A 13,437-nucleotide genomic window follows, 5' to 3' on the forward strand; every position below is an offset into this window, starting at 1 on the left:
GTACCCCAGTGCGGACGCCCATGACCGCATCGTGTGAAGACTGTTGACGGCGTGAAGGAATTTGGACACAATAGCGCTCCTTCGACGCAGGTCGAACGGAATCTGCGGGAATAGCTCAGTTGGTAGAGCGCAACCTTGCCAAGGTTGAGGTCGCGAGTTCGAGTCTCGTTTCCCGCTCCAGATTCTACAGGGCCCCGGTAGGGGCCTTGTTTTTCTCCCGCCACGGCAAGGCGGGGCACGTTGGGCCACAAGGCTTTACGCGCAGTCAGAAAAGTGAAATCGCTGGTGTGTGTTCCGGATTTCCGGTACCATGGCGGCTTACGCGGGAATAGCTCAGTTGGTAGAGCGCAACCTTGCCAAGGTTGAGGTCGCGAGTTCGAGTCTCGTTTCCCGCTCCATGTTCCGACAGGCCCCATCATGGGGTTTTGTCTTGTCAGGGCTCCGTTCCTGGCGCGCAGTACGTTGGCCTCATGGCAGAGTGGCTATGCACCGGATTGCAAATCCGTTTACAGCGGTTCGATTCCGCTTGAGGCCTCCAATTGAAAAGCCCTGACTCCGGTCAGGGCTTTTTTGTTTGTCTGGATGCCAGCTAACCTGCGTCCGGATCGATATCCGCTACAGCTTGGCCAGCGCCTGCACCGTGGCTTGGGTCAACGGCTGGGGCAGGGCATCCAGCGCGAACCAGCCCAGCCCTGTCTGCACACCCGGCTCCTGGATGGAGGCCTCGGCACCGGCAGGTGCCCGAGCCTCGAAGATCGGCGCGACCCAGTGCTGCGCAAGTGTCGGCTCGAAATGATCGGCCACGCACAGCAGGCGCAGCAGCGTCACTTCCAACGCCGTCTCCTCGCGAGTTTCGCGGACCACGGCAGCCTCCACCGTTTCCATCCAGTCGACTTTGCCGCCGGGCAGGCCCCAGTGCCCGCGCTCCGGATCGCGTCCGCGCTGGATCAGCAGGATGCGGCCGTCGGCATCACGGACGACGGCGCCGCATCCAACGCGGGGAATCTGAAGTTCAGTCATGGCGGAGAGTGAAGAAGGAGCCGTCTTCATTCTTGCATGCACGCCGTATCAGGCGAACCCGCGCTAGGCTGGGCACCTGTGCATCAGCAAGCTCACAGGTGTGTCGCATGCTTCTCCGGCAACTCGGCGCTGACGACGCCGATATTCTCTGGCAAGCACGGTTGCAGGCCCTTCGCGAGTCGCCTGCGGCGTTCCTGTCCACGCTGGCCGAGGCGCAGAATGACTCGGCGGACGTGATGCGCGCCCAGCTTGGCGATCCCAGCACGCGCTACTTCGGCACGTTCGTGGACGGCATGCTGGTGGGTTTCCTGCGTTACGTACGCCCGGTGCGGATGGCGCGACGGCATACGGCGGAAGTGCACAGTGTCCATGTGGGTGCTGGCCATCGAGGCCAGGGTATCGCCCGTCAGCTTCTTCTTGCCGCGTTCGCGGCTGCGCGCGCGGAAGGCATCGAATCGCTCACTCTCACGGTGCTGGCGGACAACGCCGCCGCGCGCGCGCTGTATGAATCGCTGGGTTTCACCGAATCCGGCGTCGCGCCGCGCGCGGTGAAGCGCGACGGCCGCTATGTGGACATGGTGTCGTACTGGATTTCAGTGACCAGCCACCCACCATCGCCGGCACCTTGAATCACCCGCTCTACGCCGGATCGTGGACCGGCGTCTGCGCGCGGAAGTTGCGCCCGACTGGTTCACCCACGCTCAGGTAGTGGCGGAACAGATAGATCAACGGTTTCCAGTGGGCGACATCGATGTGCTGGGTGCCAGCCACGGTGATCGCTTCGTGCGCATGCACGCAACGGATCCGTCCTTCGACGATCACGAAGCCCTGACCGTCATCCTCGCCGGGCGGGTGCATCGCCATCACGCTGACTTCCACCTGCAGCGGGCACTCGGCAATCGCCTCTGGCGCGACGTGCGTCGAGGCGACCGCACTGAAGCCCCCCAGCGCGAACTTGTCGCGGACGTGCACGTAGCCCATCGCCTGTTTGGCAGTGGGCACCGGGTCGCAGCCTGTCGCGCGCGCGATGGCCTCGACCTGTGCGGCCTGCGCGGAGGATGGGAAGTTCAGTACGCACTCGTTGCGCAGCTGCAGGTTGCGATAGCCCTGACCCTGCACGCCGAGGCCCAGCACTACCCGGTTGCCCAGGGCCCAGAACGAAGACAACGGACTGATGTTGCTGCTGCCGTCGTCGTTCAGCGTGGTCATCAGCAACACAGGCGTGCCCGGGTACAGGACCGAAGGGGTGATGCGGCGGCGGGGAATCGGAGCGGTTTTCACGGCAGGCCTTGCACTATCGGGGTGGCCACTGTGCCGTGGCAGCGGGTGCCGACGCTTCGGCCTGCATCGAACTGTCGGCCTGCAATGGCGTGCCACAATGCGGGCATGGTCCACACCTCAGGTTCCCTTGTCAGCGTCGGTGCCCTGGTTGGCGACCAGGCGCGCGCATCCATGCTGCTGCAGTTGATGGATGGGCGTGCGTATACCGCGACGGAGCTGGCACGCGTGGCTGGGGTGACACCGCAGACGGCGAGCACGCATCTGCGCAGGCTGGTCGAGGGCGACCTGCTGGTCGCTGTCGCGCAGGGGCGCCATCGCTATCACCGGCTGGCCTCGCACGAAGTCGCCGACATGCTGGAGGGCATCCTGCGCGTTGCGGACCGCACGCCGTCCTGCACCGCTGAGGCATCACGCAGCATGCCGGCGTTGCGCCAGGCGCGTTCCTGCTACCGGCATCTGGCCGGTGTGCATGCGGTGGCGATCACCGACCGCTTGTTGCAGGCAGGGCACCTGGTCCCGCACCAGGCGCATTGGCGGGTGAGTGTGGAGGGCGCAGCGTTCCTGCAGGAGCTCGGCCAGCCGCTGGCTGAGCTGCTGCGGCTTCCCGTGACGGTCAAGCCTGCGCGCTACTGCCGAGGATGCCTGGACTGCACCGAGCGGCGCCCGCATCTGGCCGGGCTGGTCGGCGAGGCGATGCTGGACAGCTTCGTGAAGAACGATTGGCTTCGGCGGGTTGAGGGTCGACGCGAACTGCGCCTGACGCAGCCGGGGCGCGAAGCGCTGTGGACGCGGTTCGGCCTGGCGACATAAGGGCCCCTCCAGTCTCATTCGCCCACGACATGGCAAGGCGCTATGGTCGAGTTCCAAGTCTTAGGGAGCTGCAATGGCGAGCAAGGACATGAACGATCGCGGCACGCTGGCGGTATGCCGGCAATGAGCAAATCTTCTGTGGAAGTACGTTGGCTGACGTTCCGCCTGATGAACGGCCAGTCGATCGGACCGGATCGGCTGAAGGATGGATGGGTGATTGCTTCGGAGACCCGCCACTGTGGCGTGCGGCGTGAAGCCATCGAAGGCGCGGGCGTGGTCTACGCGCTGTATGCACCGGCCAACCTCGCCTCACCGCGGCGCGCGGAGATGCGCATGCGCGAATTCCTGATGAGCTCCGGCTACACCTTCACCATGGGTACGCTGGGCGGCTGACGCCGCCCTTTGGGGTCACGGGCGTACGGTCAGTGCCTGGCCGAGCATGCCGATCGGACCGCGCGCATCGTGCAGCACGGTGCTGGTCAAGCCGAGACCCTGGTGGCCAAACGACACCGACGTGTCGAAGCCCAGCCACTCGCCTTCGGGCATGCCGAACAGGTGCGCGGTCAGATCGAGGTTGGGGAAGGCGACCTCCTTCGGATCGGCGCGCACGGCCATGCCATTGGACAGATCGAACAGGGTGGCGGCACGGGCCAGCGGACTGACCGGCTCGCCGTCCAGCAGCGCGTGCTTCGCGCGCGCCCAGTAGGTGGCACGGCCGGGCCCCTGATCGTGTCGGCGGATCTCCACGCTCTTGATGAAACCGCCTGGCCAGACCGTACCTGGGTCCCACGCGGGCATTGATTCCGGCGGAGCAATGCCGGCGATCGGCGTGCCGGCGATGGCCTGCGTATCGTTCGGGCGCATCAGCCATGCACGCACGCGCAGCGCCGGGCGATCGTCATGGCGCAGCGTGGCTTCGACCAGTTCGATGGTGCGACCACCGCGCAGCACCTGTACGTCGGCCTCCATCGCTTCGATCGGAATGGTGCCGAGGATGTCGTAGGACAGGCGCGCGATCAGAAAACCGTGCCCACGCGCTGCGGCGTCGCGTTCCAGGTGGTGCGCCAGCAGCCCGATCGCAGGTGCGATGTGTTGTTCGCGGATGTTCCAGGCGCCGCCCGTGTGTTCGGTCGGCAGGTAGCGGGTGTCGCTCAGTCGTTCGAAGAAGGCCATCGTATGCGTTGTGTCAGTAGGGAGGGGAGGCGGCAGATGCTGCGCGGGTCCCTGCATCGTAAGCGTTTGGCAGCGTGGCCGGCTGAGCCGGCTCCCGCAGGAGCCGGCCGGATGCCGGTCAGGAGGACTGGCAATCCATTTCGCGGCACATCTTGTACTGGGCCAGGCATTCTGCGGGTGTCTTGGCCAGTGGGCCTGAGGTTGCGCGCAGACAATATTCGTACTGCTGGCTGCAGAATTCACAGGGGCCTGCGGCGAAGGCCAGCCCGGTCACGGCCATGCCAAGGAACATCACGGTCTTCAAGGTCGTCTTGATCATCACGTCAGTCCTTTGTGTGCCCGTCAATGGGCCCGGCCACCATAGCAGTCCTTATGGCGCGCCCCTGATGCGCTGCGACACGTTGAGCTCAACGCTGGATTGCCTTCAAGGCATCGACAACCTGTGCTTCAGAGAAGCCACAATGCCCTTCGCCCACCGGCGGCAGCACGCGCGGCAATGGTCGCGCGCCGGCCTGTGCGGCCATCTGCGGATACACTGCCTGCATGTGCGGCACGATGGTGGGATCGTTGTTGTTGAACTGGACCACCAGCGGTCGCTTCAACGCGCCGCTAAGTGCCAGCTTCGCGCGGACATCGGCCTGTGCCGCAGGCACGGGAGCGATGCGCTGCACGCCGGCATTGAACGCGGCGTCGTCACCGAATCCGCTGTACACCACACCAAGGTTGCCGGCCGGCATGCCGCCGCTGCGCGTGGCCAGTTCATGCAGGACCAGCGTGTGCAGGCTGATTGTCCCGGCCAGTGCATCCGGAGCGACCTGCAGTCGCTTGGCGAGCACGTCGGCATGCTGGGGATTCCGTTGCAGCGCGTCGGCGATGCCCTGATAGAGCACTCCCTGCGGCAGCACGGCCGCTTCATGCGAAGCCAGTCCGGTGGCCGGCAGGCCTGCAGCGTTGGGGAAGAAGTAATCGAAGGCGACCAGCGTGGTCAGCAGATCTGCGGCGATCTGTTCGCCACTGAGATTGGCACCGCACAGCGAGACGCCACCGGTGTAGTGCTGCGGGAAGCGTTCGAGGCTGGCGAGTGTCACCGCGCCGCCCATCGAGAATCCGAGCAGCCAGGTGTGGCGCACGCGCTTGAGTTCGCCCAGCGCGTGCTGGCGCAGGCGCTCCATGTCGGTGATCGCATCGGCCACTGCCCAGCCCTGGCTGGCGTAGGCACTCTGCGCGACGGCGTAGCCTGCGGACAGCAGCGTTGCGGTGCTGTCATTGGCGGTCATCGGCGTAGTGCGTGGCACGCCCACCGGCTCGTAGCCGTGCGCCAGCATCACCAGGTCGCCGTTCCAGTCAGCCGGCACGTCCAGCCGCTAGGGGGCGCCCTGCAGCTCGCCGCTGAGCATGCGTGGTGCCGTGGGTGGCGCGGCCAGCAGCGATGCCGCAGGCAGCAGAAGGCCGAGGGCGAGGGCGCATCGAAGCAAGGGTCGCATCGTGGTCATTCCATGCGGGAATGGCGCCGAGCATAGATCCCCGCAAAACCTTGCGCGCGCTGCACTGCCGCAGGGGATTGCCCGCCGGCCAGGCTGCGCTCTACGCTGGCGGCATGGTCCTGCACAGCACCGCGTCGATTATCCGCATTCCCCACGGGAAGGCGGGATAGCGCGCGGTCGCCACGGCCATGCAACCCGCCCGGGAAGGCGGGTTGCATGCGGCGCTCTCCCGGGTACTGGAATCCATCGAGGAGAACGCAGATGCATCATCTTTCATCGACCGACAATGCGCCGACCCTGCACCTGGTGTGCGGCAAGATCGGTGCCGGCAAATCCACCCTGTCGCAGCAGCTGGCGGCGCAGCCACGTCACGTGCTGATCAGCGAGGACGCCTGGCTGGCCGCGCTGTATCCCGACCAGATCCATTCCGTTGCCGATTACCTGCAGCGCGCGGCCGCGCTGCGCGGAGCGCTGATGCAGCATGTATGCGCAATCCTGCAGGTCGGCGTTTCGGTCGTGCTCGACGTTCCGTTCAACACGCCGGCCGCCCGTGCATGGGGCCGCGAACTGTTCGAGTCGGCCGGTGTTGCCCACCAGCTGCATTTTCTCGATGTTGCCGACGCCATCTGCAAGGCGCGGCTGCATGCCCGCAACGCGCGCGGCGAGCACCCGTTCCAGGCCAGCGACCAAGCCTTCGAGCAGATCACCCGTCACTTCGTGGCACCTGCGCAGGAAGAGGGCTTCGTGGTGATCCGTCATTCACAGGAGGCTTGAGGGCGCAGAGAGGGCGGCGTTCAGTCGACCATCTCGGTGGCGATTCCGATACGATCTGTCGCATTGAGCTCGCCTCGCTTGACCCGGAGTCCCGTCATGGTCGACCGTCTCGCCATACTGCTTGAACGTTTTGCGGTGACCGCCTCGGTATTCCATGCCGGTGCGCTGTGCGGCATCAACACGCTGGAGGGCGAAGACGAGGCGGGTCAGCTGCACCTGGTGCGGCGCGGGCCGGTGCAGGTCAGCCACGGGCAGCAGACCGTGCAGGTCGAAGTGCCGAGCCTGCTGCTGTATCCGCGGCCGATGCCGCATCGCTTCAGCACCGACCCGCAGCAGGGCGCCGACATGGCCTGCGCCAACCTGCATTTCGAGGGCGGTCGGCTCAATCCGATCAGCGCCGCGCTGCCTGATTTCATCTGCCTGCCGCTGGCCGATCTGTATGGCGGCAACGCGGCGCTGGAACTGCTGTTCGAAGAGGCGTTCGAGCAGCGTTGCGGGCGGGCGGCGATGGTCAACCGGCTGTTCGAGGTGGTGATGATCCAGGTGCTGCGTCAGCTGATGGAAGGCGGCGAGATGCGTGGCGGCCTGTTCGCCGGGCTGGGTCATCCGCGGCTGCGGTTGGCGCTGGTGGCGATGCATGAAGCGCCGGCGCAGGCGTGGACGCTGGAAGACCTGGCCGAAGTGGCCGGCATGTCACGCAGCGTGTTCGCCGCCAGCTTCCGCGAGGCGATGGGCACCACGCCGGGCCAGTACCTGCAGGGCTGGCGGGTGGGGCTGGCGCAGCAGGCACTGCGCCAAGGCAGACCGCTGAAGCGGATTGCCGACGATGTGGGGTACGGCAGCGAAGCGGCGCTGTCGCGCGCGTTCAAGGCGCACACCGGGCAGTCGCCGCGGGAATGGCGGGGACAGGCCCGTGCCAGTGCGGCCTGAGCGTCAGCCGAGCACCAGCCGGGCCAGCTTCATCCCACCGAACAGGCCGGCCAGGCCCAGTGCCACCGAGCCGCCGGCATACAGTGCCGCCAGCCCATGCTGGCCACGCTGCAGCAGCAGGCCGATCTCCAGCGCATAGGTGGAAAACGTGGTGTAGCCGCCGAGGATGCCGGTGGCCAGCAGCAGGCGCAGCTGCGGCGAGGCGCCATTGCGCATCGCGAAGACCTCGACCACCACGCCCATCAGCAGGGCGCCGCTGACGTTGATCAGGAAGGTCGACCAGGGCCAGGGACTGCCGACGGCCACCCGCGCGCCGATCAGGTTGCAGGCATGGCGCAGGCAGGCACCGATGCCGCCTCCGACGAAGACCAGGAAATAATTGTTCAGTGTTTGCATGGCGTGCCTCGAATGCGGGTTCGCAGGGTCAATGGCGAACGCCGAGGGCAGGCACGACCTGCCGTCGACGAACACCGGGTTCGTCCTGGCAGGAGCCATCAGCCTTCTCAGGCGGTTATCGGGGGAGCCCCATCCCCATCGCGGTCCATGCTACCAGCGGCGGTGCATTCACGTCATCGAAGTCGTCAGCACGCGGGCGACCTTGCTGCGGCTGAAGCCATCCATCAGCAGTTCGAACGCGAGCAGATCCAACGCTGCATGGCGGCGATGGTCGATCTCCAGCCCGTTCTCGGCCACCAGGTGACTGACCAGCTCGTAGGCGTCCTGCCAGACATCCAGATGGGCCTGGCTGGGGATGTAGGCACTGCCAGGCTCACCGACGCCGAGCCCGCTGACCCCGTACAGCAGCTCGCGTGCGTCCAGCTTGGCCGCATCGGCGATGCGGAACAGCTGTTCGGCTTTCACGTGCGAGGCGCTCACGTGGTCGTTGAGCCAGTTGCTGATGGTTGCTGTCGTTGATTTGGCGGCGCGTGCCAGATCGGCCGGGCGTGGGTGCCCGGCCTTCTTCATGGCTGCCGCGAGTCGTTGGCCGAGAGTATTCATCTATGCAAGCCAGCTTAACGCGTGGATTGCGAAGAAGCCTTGTCGCAAGAATCAGTCTGGTTAACAGAAGGACCGACCGTGACCGAATTCTGGAGCAAGCGGCAGGTGCGCACCCGGCTGGGATTCCAGACCGATGCCGAACTGGCCCGCTTCTTTGGCATCAGCCGTTCCGCAGTGTCGCAATGGCCGAAGGATTTCCCGATTCCGGCCCTGCGGCAGTACATCCTGCATCAGCGCTATCCGAACCTGTTCCCCACGACAGAAGCGTCGGCGGGCGAATCCATCTGACTTGCGCCGCCTTTTGTCGCATTTAGCACGCTAAGCGCAATTTGCTAAGTATGCTTAGAAAAATAGGCAAGATCGATCGATCTGAGGGTCACAATCGGCGCCATCTACTGGAGTCATCGGTCCATGGTTCCCGCGGCCTGTCGGCTTCACCCCATCCGGGGGCCCCGGGGTCCCGTATGTGGTTTCGTGAACGATTAATAATTTCAATCGCGAAAGTCGCCGCATGTAATTGACCTGTCGTGAAATCTATGACTAATTGGAGTCAACCAGGCGTGAAGCCTGGGAGCCTTTCAGTAGCACGCAAGTGAGTCGGTAGACCGTCAACGATGCAGAACAAGTCCAACGGAGGTCGTATGGAATACGGCATGCATGGCTTGGCTGAACGGGTACGCCGCGAACTGGAAGCCAGTTACCACAAACACGGATGCGGTCCGGCGTTCTGGGATACCTACCAGCAGGTGCTGGACCGTCTGGTCCCGCAGGGGACCGAGCGTACCGAAGTCACCAACGAAATGGCGCTGATCATCGAACAGCTGGGCATCGTCCGGCGTGCGCAGCTTGTGCCGCCGCACGCCAGCGGGTCGCGTTGATTCAGAGCAGGCGCCAGGCGCCGCAGGCAAGCAGCGCCAGCAACAAGGACAGCAGCGCCAACGTCCGGGGTCGCCACAGGCGCTTCGGTTGTCCGGCCATTGCCTGCGGACTGCAGTAGCGCACCAGTGCCGGACCGAAACCGGCCCGGTGCTGCTGTTGTGCGCAGGCCTCCAGGCAGGCACCGCAGGCCAGGCAATCGGCTTGCGGTCCCTGTCGGATGTCCAGTTGCATCGGGCAGGCAATGACGCAGGCCGCGCAATCGGTGCAATCACCCAGACGGTCGGCGCTGAAGGTCGGCATCGGTCCAGCCAGCAGCGGATGCGCGGCGCGGAATACGTAGTCCTGCGCAGTGGTCGGGTCGAGCAGGCCGCGGCCACGGCCCAGCACCCCGCCGAGCCCGGATGGACGTGGCCCGCGCGGCTCACCGCGACGGGCGTCGTACAGCATGCGCGGCGTATGCGGATCGGTCAGCAGTGGCTGCATGCGTGCGAACGGGCACAGCGAACGGCAGACCTGCTCGCGCAGGAAACCGGCGTTTCCCCAGGTGGCAGCGGCATAGAACAGTACCCAGAACGTTTCCCAGCCGCTCCAGCCAGCGTTTGGCGCGGCGGCCAGCAAGCCGGTGATCGGGCTGAACAGGCCGACGAAGGTAATGCCGGTCCACACTGACAGCAGTCCCCAGGCCAGCTGGGTGACCGGGCGTACAGCAGGTGCCGGCAGCATGCGGGCCGCGCTGCGGGCGATCCAGTCGAAGGCGCGCCGCCACAGCGTCTGCGGGCAGGCATGGCCGCACCAGATGCGTCCGGCGAGGTGGCTAAGCAGCGCCAGGCCGACGGCCAGTACCGCCAGCAGGCCGATCAGTACGCCGACGTCGCCGGGCCACAGGGTCCAGCCGAACAGGTCGAATCGCCGCGCGTTGATGTCCAGCAGCAGCGCCTGGCGGCCCTCCCAGCGCAGCCACGGCAGTGCGTAGAACAGCGCCAGCAGGGCGGCGCTGAGCGTGCCGCGCCAGTGCCAGGGACGGGGAGTCCGGGTACATGACGTGCTCATCCCAGCGGCAGCTCGTCGTCGTCATCGCTCGGCATGGGCCGCTGCAGGTACCAGGTGACCGCGCTGGACAGTGCCGTCACCGACCAGAACATGAAGAATCCCGCCGTGTAACCCAGTTCGCGGCTGATTGCGGTGCCCGGGAAACTGATGGCCTGCAGGCGCAATGGATCGACGAAGGCGAAGAACACCACGCTGGCCACGCCGGCGGCGATGAAGCTGGGCCAGAGGATGGCGCCCCACTGCTGGATCAGCCGCTGGCGGCGGTTGGGAGAAGGTCTGTTCATGCTGTCCCGGATCGAAAAGTGGGCGGCGCGTATACTTCGCCAGGGTCGGCGCCGCATCCGCAGGGCATGCTTCCTGCAAGCGTGCCAGCCTAGGCGCAGCGGACTGCGCCGACATTGATCTGGATCAACGGTGGTGATGGCCGGCTGCGGCACACTGCCGGCACGCTTTGGGTACCCCGATGAACGCAACACCGCCGCCTGTCCTCCCCGTCGCCTCGCCCGAGTTGTGCACCGAGCAGGAAGTGACCCGCCTGGTTCACGACTTCTATGCGCGCGTGCGCGAGGAAGAGCGGCTGGGGCCGGTGTTCGGCGCGCACGTCCACGATTGGCCCGAGCACCTGGCGCAGCTGGTCGACTTCTGGTCGGCGATGTTGCGCGGCACCCGCCGGTTCAAGGGCTCGCCGATGTCCAAGCACATGGCCATCGAGCTGGACAAGGACCTGTTCGACCGCTGGCTGGTGCTGTTCCGGATCACCACCGCCGAATGCAACAACCCGCCGATGCAGGAGCTGGCCAACGACGTGGCCGCGCGCATCGGTGACACCTTCTGGAAGCGCTACCAGATGCTGCGCTGGCCGCAGGTCGGCCTGCCGGTGCTGGGCATCCCTGCCAAGGATTGATCTGGGTCAAGGCGGCGCAGGCCGCCCGGCGCGATGCTGGCGGCATGGACACGTTCTCTCCCGCCGCTGGTGGCCTGGCCTGGACCTTCGACCCCGATCTTCTGCGCCGGCACGACCGGCCGGGCCCGCGCTACACCTCGTACCCGACCGCGCCGCATTTCCATGATGGCTTCGACGCGCCGGCACTGCGCCAGGCGATCGCCGACAGCAACCAGCTGGCCCGTGCGCTTTCGCTTTACGTGCATGTGCCGTTCTGTTCCAGCCCCTGCTTCTACTGCGGCTGCAACCGGGTGATCACCCGTGATCGCGGTCGTGGCCACAGCTACGTCTCACGCGTGCTGGCCGAGGCCGACCTGCTGGCGCCGCAGTTCGATGACGGCCGCGAGGTGATCCAGCTGCACCTGGGTGGTGGTACGCCGAACTTCCTCGATGCCGAAGCGATGACCACGCTGGTGGAAGGGTTGCGCCGGCGCTTCGATTTCAGTGATTCGCCGCAGCGCGATTTCTCGATCGAACTCGATCCGCGCTTCATCGACACCCGCGACGTCGCCATGCTGGCGCGGCTGGGGTTCAACCGGGCCAGCCTGGGCGTGCAGGATTTCGATCCGCAGGTGCAGGAATCGATCAACCGCGTGCAGGGCGTGCAGCAGACGCTGGACATCCTGCGCGCCTGCCGCGACAGCGGCATGCGTTCGGTCAACGTCGATCTGATCTATGGGTTGCCGGGACAGAGCCTGGAAGGCTTCGGTCGCACCCTCGAGCTGGTGCTGGCGCTGCGCCCGGACCGTCTGGCGGTCTACGGCTACGCGCATCTGCCGCATCTGTTCCGCGCGCAGAAGCAGATCGACGAAAGCCGCTTGCCGTCACCGGAAGACAAGCTGGCGCTGCTGGGCCTGGCGGTGGAGAAGCTCTCCGCGGCGGGCTACCAGTACATCGGCATGGATCACTTTGCGTTGCCGGAAGAGGATCTGTCGCGCGCACAGCGCGCCGGCCAGCTGCATCGCAACTTCATGGGCTATACCACCCATGCCGATACCGATCTGCTCGGCCTGGGCGTGAGTGCGATCAGCCACATCGGTGCCACCTACAGCCAGAATCCGCGCGACCTGCCGTCGTGGGAGGACGCGGTGGACCAGGGCCAGCTGCCGGTCTGGCGCGGCGTGGCGTTGAGTGCCGACGACCAGTTGCGCGCGGAACTGATCCAGCAGCTGATGTGCCAGGGCGAGGTGGATGGCGTGCTGCTGGGGCAGCGTCACGGCTTGGATTTCGAGCAGTACTTTGCCGAGGACCTGCGTTCGGTACAGCGGCTGCAGGAAGATGGCCTGGCCGAATACCGCGATGGCGTGGTGCGTGCCAGCGAACCCGGGCGACCGTTGCTGCGGTTGCTGGCGATGTGCTTCGACCCGTATCTGCGTGCCGCGCACGAGCAACCACGTTATTCGCGGGCGATCTGAAAGCGGGATGTGCTGCGTGCGTGTGGTGCCCGGAGCCGGAATCGAACCGGCATGGGGTTGCCCCCGGCGGATTTTAAGTCCGATGCGTCTACCAGTTTCGCCATCCGGGCCTGCAGCGCGGCGCCGATTGTAGCCCACCTGCGGTTCCGCAACCGGATTGCATCATGGCCGCGGCGTGCTTAACTGTCGATCGCATTCATGTCATAGTCCCTGCCATCGTTCCCAGGGGGGAGCCACCTGATGTCGCTGCACGCGATTGCCTATGCCAGTGAGGCCCGCGCCGATCTGCAGACAACCGATCTTGACCGCCTGCTGGCCGACGCCACGGCATTCAATCGTGTAGCCGGTGTCACCGGTGTGCTGATGTTCGACGGAGCGCGCTTCCTGCAGTATCTCGAGGGCCCGGAGGACGGCATCGATTCGGTGTTCCAGCGCATCCTCAATGCGCGCAGCCACGGGCAGCTGAAAGTGTTGTGCCGTGCCCCCGTGGTGCAGCGCGCATTTCCGCGCTGGTCGATGGGCACGCGGCGGATCGAACCGGAGCTGCTGGCACAGATCGTCGACGCCGCGTGGCCCGGCTTCCTGCTTGGCAGCGGTGGATTCGAGCGCCTGCTGCAGGCCTGGACCGGCGCAGACGGCGAACTGGAACCGGCCGCGGTGGCGTTGGGGTCCTGAGCCC

General features: G+C 65.9%; 19 protein-coding genes, 4 tRNA genes and 1 riboswitch. Of the genes, 13 read left to right on the forward strand and 10 right to left on the reverse strand.

Annotated features, from left to right (window positions below; genetic code table 11):
• Positions 1-104 precede the first annotated feature (104 nt).
• The 3 genes from ACZK3W_RS08130 (at position 105) to ACZK3W_RS08140 (ending at position 538) form a co-directional block, all read left to right on the forward strand.
• Positions 105-180, forward strand: a tRNA-Gly gene (locus tag ACZK3W_RS08130).
• A gap of 142 nt (positions 181-322) precedes the next feature.
• A tRNA-Gly gene (locus tag ACZK3W_RS08135) sits at positions 323-398 on the forward strand.
• 66 nt (positions 399-464) lie between these two features.
• Positions 465-538: transfer RNA gene (locus ACZK3W_RS08140), tRNA-Cys, on the forward strand.
• A 77-nt stretch (positions 539-615) separates the two neighbouring features.
• On the opposite strand, the gene ACZK3W_RS08145 is transcribed toward ACZK3W_RS08140, so the two are convergent.
• Entirely contained in the window at positions 616-1,020 is a 405-nt protein-coding gene (locus ACZK3W_RS08145; protein ID WP_107432306.1) for an NUDIX hydrolase, read from the reverse strand.
• A gap of 107 nt (positions 1,021-1,127) precedes the next feature.
• On the opposite strand from ACZK3W_RS08145, the gene ACZK3W_RS08150 reads away from it, so the two are divergent.
• A complete protein-coding gene (locus ACZK3W_RS08150; protein WP_478450632.1) occupies positions 1,128-1,649 on the forward strand; it encodes an N-acetyltransferase family protein in 522 nt (173 codons plus the stop codon).
• Positions 1,650-1,659: 10 nt separating this feature from the next.
• Here ACZK3W_RS08150 and ACZK3W_RS08155 read toward each other — a convergent pair whose 3' ends face one another.
• Complete coding sequence (locus ACZK3W_RS08155) at positions 1,660-2,301, reverse strand: flavin reductase family protein (protein ID WP_107432308.1); 642 nt, start codon at positions 2,299-2,301, stop codon at positions 1,660-1,662.
• A 105-nt stretch (positions 2,302-2,406) separates the two neighbouring features.
• Between ACZK3W_RS08155 and ACZK3W_RS08160 the strand changes: the two genes are divergently transcribed.
• Positions 2,407-3,111: an ArsR/SmtB family transcription factor gene (locus ACZK3W_RS08160; protein ID WP_049420989.1), complete on the forward strand. Its 705-nt coding sequence runs from the start codon at positions 2,407-2,409 to the stop codon at positions 3,109-3,111.
• 123 nt (positions 3,112-3,234) lie between these two features.
• Positions 3,235-3,504: a hypothetical protein gene (locus ACZK3W_RS08165; RefSeq protein ID WP_032128923.1), complete on the forward strand. Its 270-nt coding sequence runs from the start codon at positions 3,235-3,237 to the stop codon at positions 3,502-3,504.
• A 15-nt stretch (positions 3,505-3,519) separates the two neighbouring features.
• Here ACZK3W_RS08165 and ACZK3W_RS08170 read toward each other — a convergent pair whose 3' ends face one another.
• The 3 genes from ACZK3W_RS08170 to ACZK3W_RS08180 form a co-directional block, all read right to left on the reverse strand.
• Entirely contained in the window at positions 3,520-4,284 is a 765-nt protein-coding gene (locus ACZK3W_RS08170) for a thioesterase family protein (protein ID WP_293792561.1), read from the reverse strand.
• A gap of 118 nt (positions 4,285-4,402) precedes the next feature.
• Positions 4,403-4,603, reverse strand: coding sequence for a hypothetical protein (locus ACZK3W_RS08175; protein ID WP_032128925.1), 201 nt, complete (start codon positions 4,601-4,603; stop codon positions 4,403-4,405).
• Positions 4,604-4,691: 88 nt separating this feature from the next.
• Complete coding sequence (locus ACZK3W_RS08180) at positions 4,692-5,645, reverse strand: alpha/beta hydrolase family protein (protein WP_478450830.1); 954 nt, start codon at positions 5,643-5,645, stop codon at positions 4,692-4,694.
• Positions 5,646-6,029: 384 nt separating this feature from the next.
• Here ACZK3W_RS08180 and ACZK3W_RS08185 point away from each other — a divergent pair, with 384 nt between their 5' ends.
• Positions 6,030-6,542: a P-loop nucleotide/nucleoside kinase family protein gene (locus ACZK3W_RS08185; protein WP_180837488.1), complete on the forward strand. Its 513-nt coding sequence runs from the start codon at positions 6,030-6,032 to the stop codon at positions 6,540-6,542.
• Between the two features lie 96 nt (positions 6,543-6,638).
• Positions 6,639-7,472 (forward strand): AraC family transcriptional regulator, encoded by an 834-nt coding sequence (locus tag ACZK3W_RS08190; RefSeq protein ID WP_032128928.1) that lies wholly within the window; start codon positions 6,639-6,641, stop codon positions 7,470-7,472.
• 3 nt (positions 7,473-7,475) lie between these two features.
• Here ACZK3W_RS08190 and crcB read toward each other — a convergent pair whose 3' ends face one another.
• Together crcB and ACZK3W_RS08200 are read right to left on the reverse strand one after the other, a co-directional pair.
• A complete protein-coding gene (gene crcB, locus ACZK3W_RS08195; RefSeq protein WP_032128929.1) occupies positions 7,476-7,868 on the reverse strand; it encodes a fluoride efflux transporter CrcB in 393 nt (130 codons plus the stop codon).
• A gap of 82 nt (positions 7,869-7,950) precedes the next feature.
• Positions 7,951-8,014: riboswitch (Fluoride riboswitch) on the reverse strand.
• Positions 8,015-8,036: 22 nt separating this feature from the next.
• Positions 8,037-8,438 carry a transcriptional regulator gene (locus ACZK3W_RS08200; protein WP_010486043.1) on the reverse strand — a complete coding sequence of 134 codons (402 nt, stop codon included), beginning with the start codon at positions 8,436-8,438 and terminating at the stop codon, positions 8,037-8,039.
• A 111-nt stretch (positions 8,439-8,549) separates the two neighbouring features.
• On the opposite strand from ACZK3W_RS08200, the gene ACZK3W_RS08205 reads away from it, so the two are divergent.
• Positions 8,550-8,759, forward strand: a complete 210-nt coding sequence (locus ACZK3W_RS08205) for a helix-turn-helix domain-containing protein (RefSeq protein WP_032128930.1) — start codon at positions 8,550-8,552, stop codon at positions 8,757-8,759.
• A 353-nt stretch (positions 8,760-9,112) separates the two neighbouring features.
• A complete protein-coding gene (locus ACZK3W_RS08210) occupies positions 9,113-9,349 on the forward strand; it encodes a hypothetical protein (protein ID WP_032128931.1) in 237 nt (78 codons plus the stop codon).
• Between the two features lies 1 nt (position 9,350).
• On the opposite strand, the gene ACZK3W_RS08215 is transcribed toward ACZK3W_RS08210, so the two are convergent.
• Together ACZK3W_RS08215 and ACZK3W_RS08220 are read right to left on the reverse strand one after the other, a co-directional pair.
• Positions 9,351-10,400: a 4Fe-4S dicluster domain-containing protein gene (locus tag ACZK3W_RS08215; protein ID WP_478450633.1), complete on the reverse strand. Its 1,050-nt coding sequence runs from the start codon at positions 10,398-10,400 to the stop codon at positions 9,351-9,353.
• Positions 10,397-10,684, reverse strand: coding sequence for a hypothetical protein (locus tag ACZK3W_RS08220; protein ID WP_010486039.1), 288 nt, complete (start codon positions 10,682-10,684; stop codon positions 10,397-10,399). The genes ACZK3W_RS08215 and ACZK3W_RS08220 overlap by 4 nt, the downstream gene beginning before the upstream one ends.
• Before the next feature lie 179 nt (positions 10,685-10,863).
• On the opposite strand from ACZK3W_RS08220, the gene ACZK3W_RS08225 reads away from it, so the two are divergent.
• Both ACZK3W_RS08225 and hemN read left to right on the forward strand, forming a co-directional pair.
• Complete coding sequence (locus ACZK3W_RS08225) at positions 10,864-11,304, forward strand: group III truncated hemoglobin (RefSeq protein ID WP_032128934.1); 441 nt, start codon at positions 10,864-10,866, stop codon at positions 11,302-11,304.
• A 44-nt stretch (positions 11,305-11,348) separates the two neighbouring features.
• Positions 11,349-12,758, forward strand: coding sequence for an oxygen-independent coproporphyrinogen III oxidase (hemN, locus tag ACZK3W_RS08230; protein ID WP_125894748.1), 1,410 nt, complete (start codon positions 11,349-11,351; stop codon positions 12,756-12,758).
• A 23-nt stretch (positions 12,759-12,781) separates the two neighbouring features.
• On the opposite strand, the gene ACZK3W_RS08235 is transcribed toward hemN, so the two are convergent.
• Positions 12,782-12,868: transfer RNA gene (locus ACZK3W_RS08235), tRNA-Leu, on the reverse strand.
• Between the two features lie 130 nt (positions 12,869-12,998).
• On the opposite strand from ACZK3W_RS08235, the gene ACZK3W_RS08240 reads away from it, so the two are divergent.
• On the forward strand, positions 12,999-13,433 hold the full coding sequence (locus ACZK3W_RS08240) for a BLUF domain-containing protein (RefSeq protein ID WP_032128935.1): 435 nt from the start codon (positions 12,999-13,001) through the stop codon (positions 13,431-13,433).
• The last annotated feature ends 4 nt before the right edge of the window (positions 13,434-13,437 follow it).

Source organism: Stenotrophomonas sp. 80084_Sma, assembly GCF_056481995.1.

What these genes read in the sequence shown, in the direction of transcription:
- ACZK3W_RS08150 (WP_478450632.1), top strand. Translation starts at nt 1,128, where the DNA reads ATGCTTCTCCGGCAACTCGGCGCTGACGACGCCGATATTCTCTGGCAA.
- ACZK3W_RS08190 (WP_032128928.1), top strand. Translation starts at nt 6,639, where the DNA reads ATGGTCGACCGTCTCGCCATACTGCTTGAACGTTTTGCGGTGACCGCC.
- ACZK3W_RS08225 (WP_032128934.1), top strand. Translation starts at nt 10,864, where the DNA reads ATGAACGCAACACCGCCGCCTGTCCTCCCCGTCGCCTCGCCCGAGTTG.
- ACZK3W_RS08175 (WP_032128925.1), bottom strand. Translation starts at nt 4,603, where the DNA reads ATGATCAAGACGACCTTGAAGACCGTGATGTTCCTTGGCATGGCCGTG.
- ACZK3W_RS08200 (WP_010486043.1), bottom strand. Translation starts at nt 8,438, where the DNA reads ATGAAGAAGGCCGGGCACCCACGCCCGGCCGATCTGGCACGCGCCGCC.
- crcB (WP_032128929.1), bottom strand. Translation starts at nt 7,868, where the DNA reads ATGCAAACACTGAACAATTATTTCCTGGTCTTCGTCGGAGGCGGCATC.
- ACZK3W_RS08240 (WP_032128935.1), top strand. Translation starts at nt 12,999, where the DNA reads ATGTCGCTGCACGCGATTGCCTATGCCAGTGAGGCCCGCGCCGATCTG.
- ACZK3W_RS08185 (WP_180837488.1), top strand. Translation starts at nt 6,030, where the DNA reads ATGCATCATCTTTCATCGACCGACAATGCGCCGACCCTGCACCTGGTG.
- ACZK3W_RS08165 (WP_032128923.1), top strand. Translation starts at nt 3,235, where the DNA reads ATGAGCAAATCTTCTGTGGAAGTACGTTGGCTGACGTTCCGCCTGATG.
- ACZK3W_RS08215 (WP_478450633.1), bottom strand. Translation starts at nt 10,400, where the DNA reads ATGAGCACGTCATGTACCCGGACTCCCCGTCCCTGGCACTGGCGCGGC.
- ACZK3W_RS08220 (WP_010486039.1), bottom strand. Translation starts at nt 10,684, where the DNA reads ATGAACAGACCTTCTCCCAACCGCCGCCAGCGGCTGATCCAGCAGTGG.
- ACZK3W_RS08210 (WP_032128931.1), top strand. Translation starts at nt 9,113, where the DNA reads ATGGAATACGGCATGCATGGCTTGGCTGAACGGGTACGCCGCGAACTG.
- hemN (WP_125894748.1), top strand. Translation starts at nt 11,349, where the DNA reads ATGGACACGTTCTCTCCCGCCGCTGGTGGCCTGGCCTGGACCTTCGAC.
- ACZK3W_RS08145 (WP_107432306.1), bottom strand. Translation starts at nt 1,020, where the DNA reads ATGACTGAACTTCAGATTCCCCGCGTTGGATGCGGCGCCGTCGTCCGT.
- ACZK3W_RS08170 (WP_293792561.1), bottom strand. Translation starts at nt 4,284, where the DNA reads ATGGCCTTCTTCGAACGACTGAGCGACACCCGCTACCTGCCGACCGAA.
- ACZK3W_RS08160 (WP_049420989.1), top strand. Translation starts at nt 2,407, where the DNA reads ATGGTCCACACCTCAGGTTCCCTTGTCAGCGTCGGTGCCCTGGTTGGC.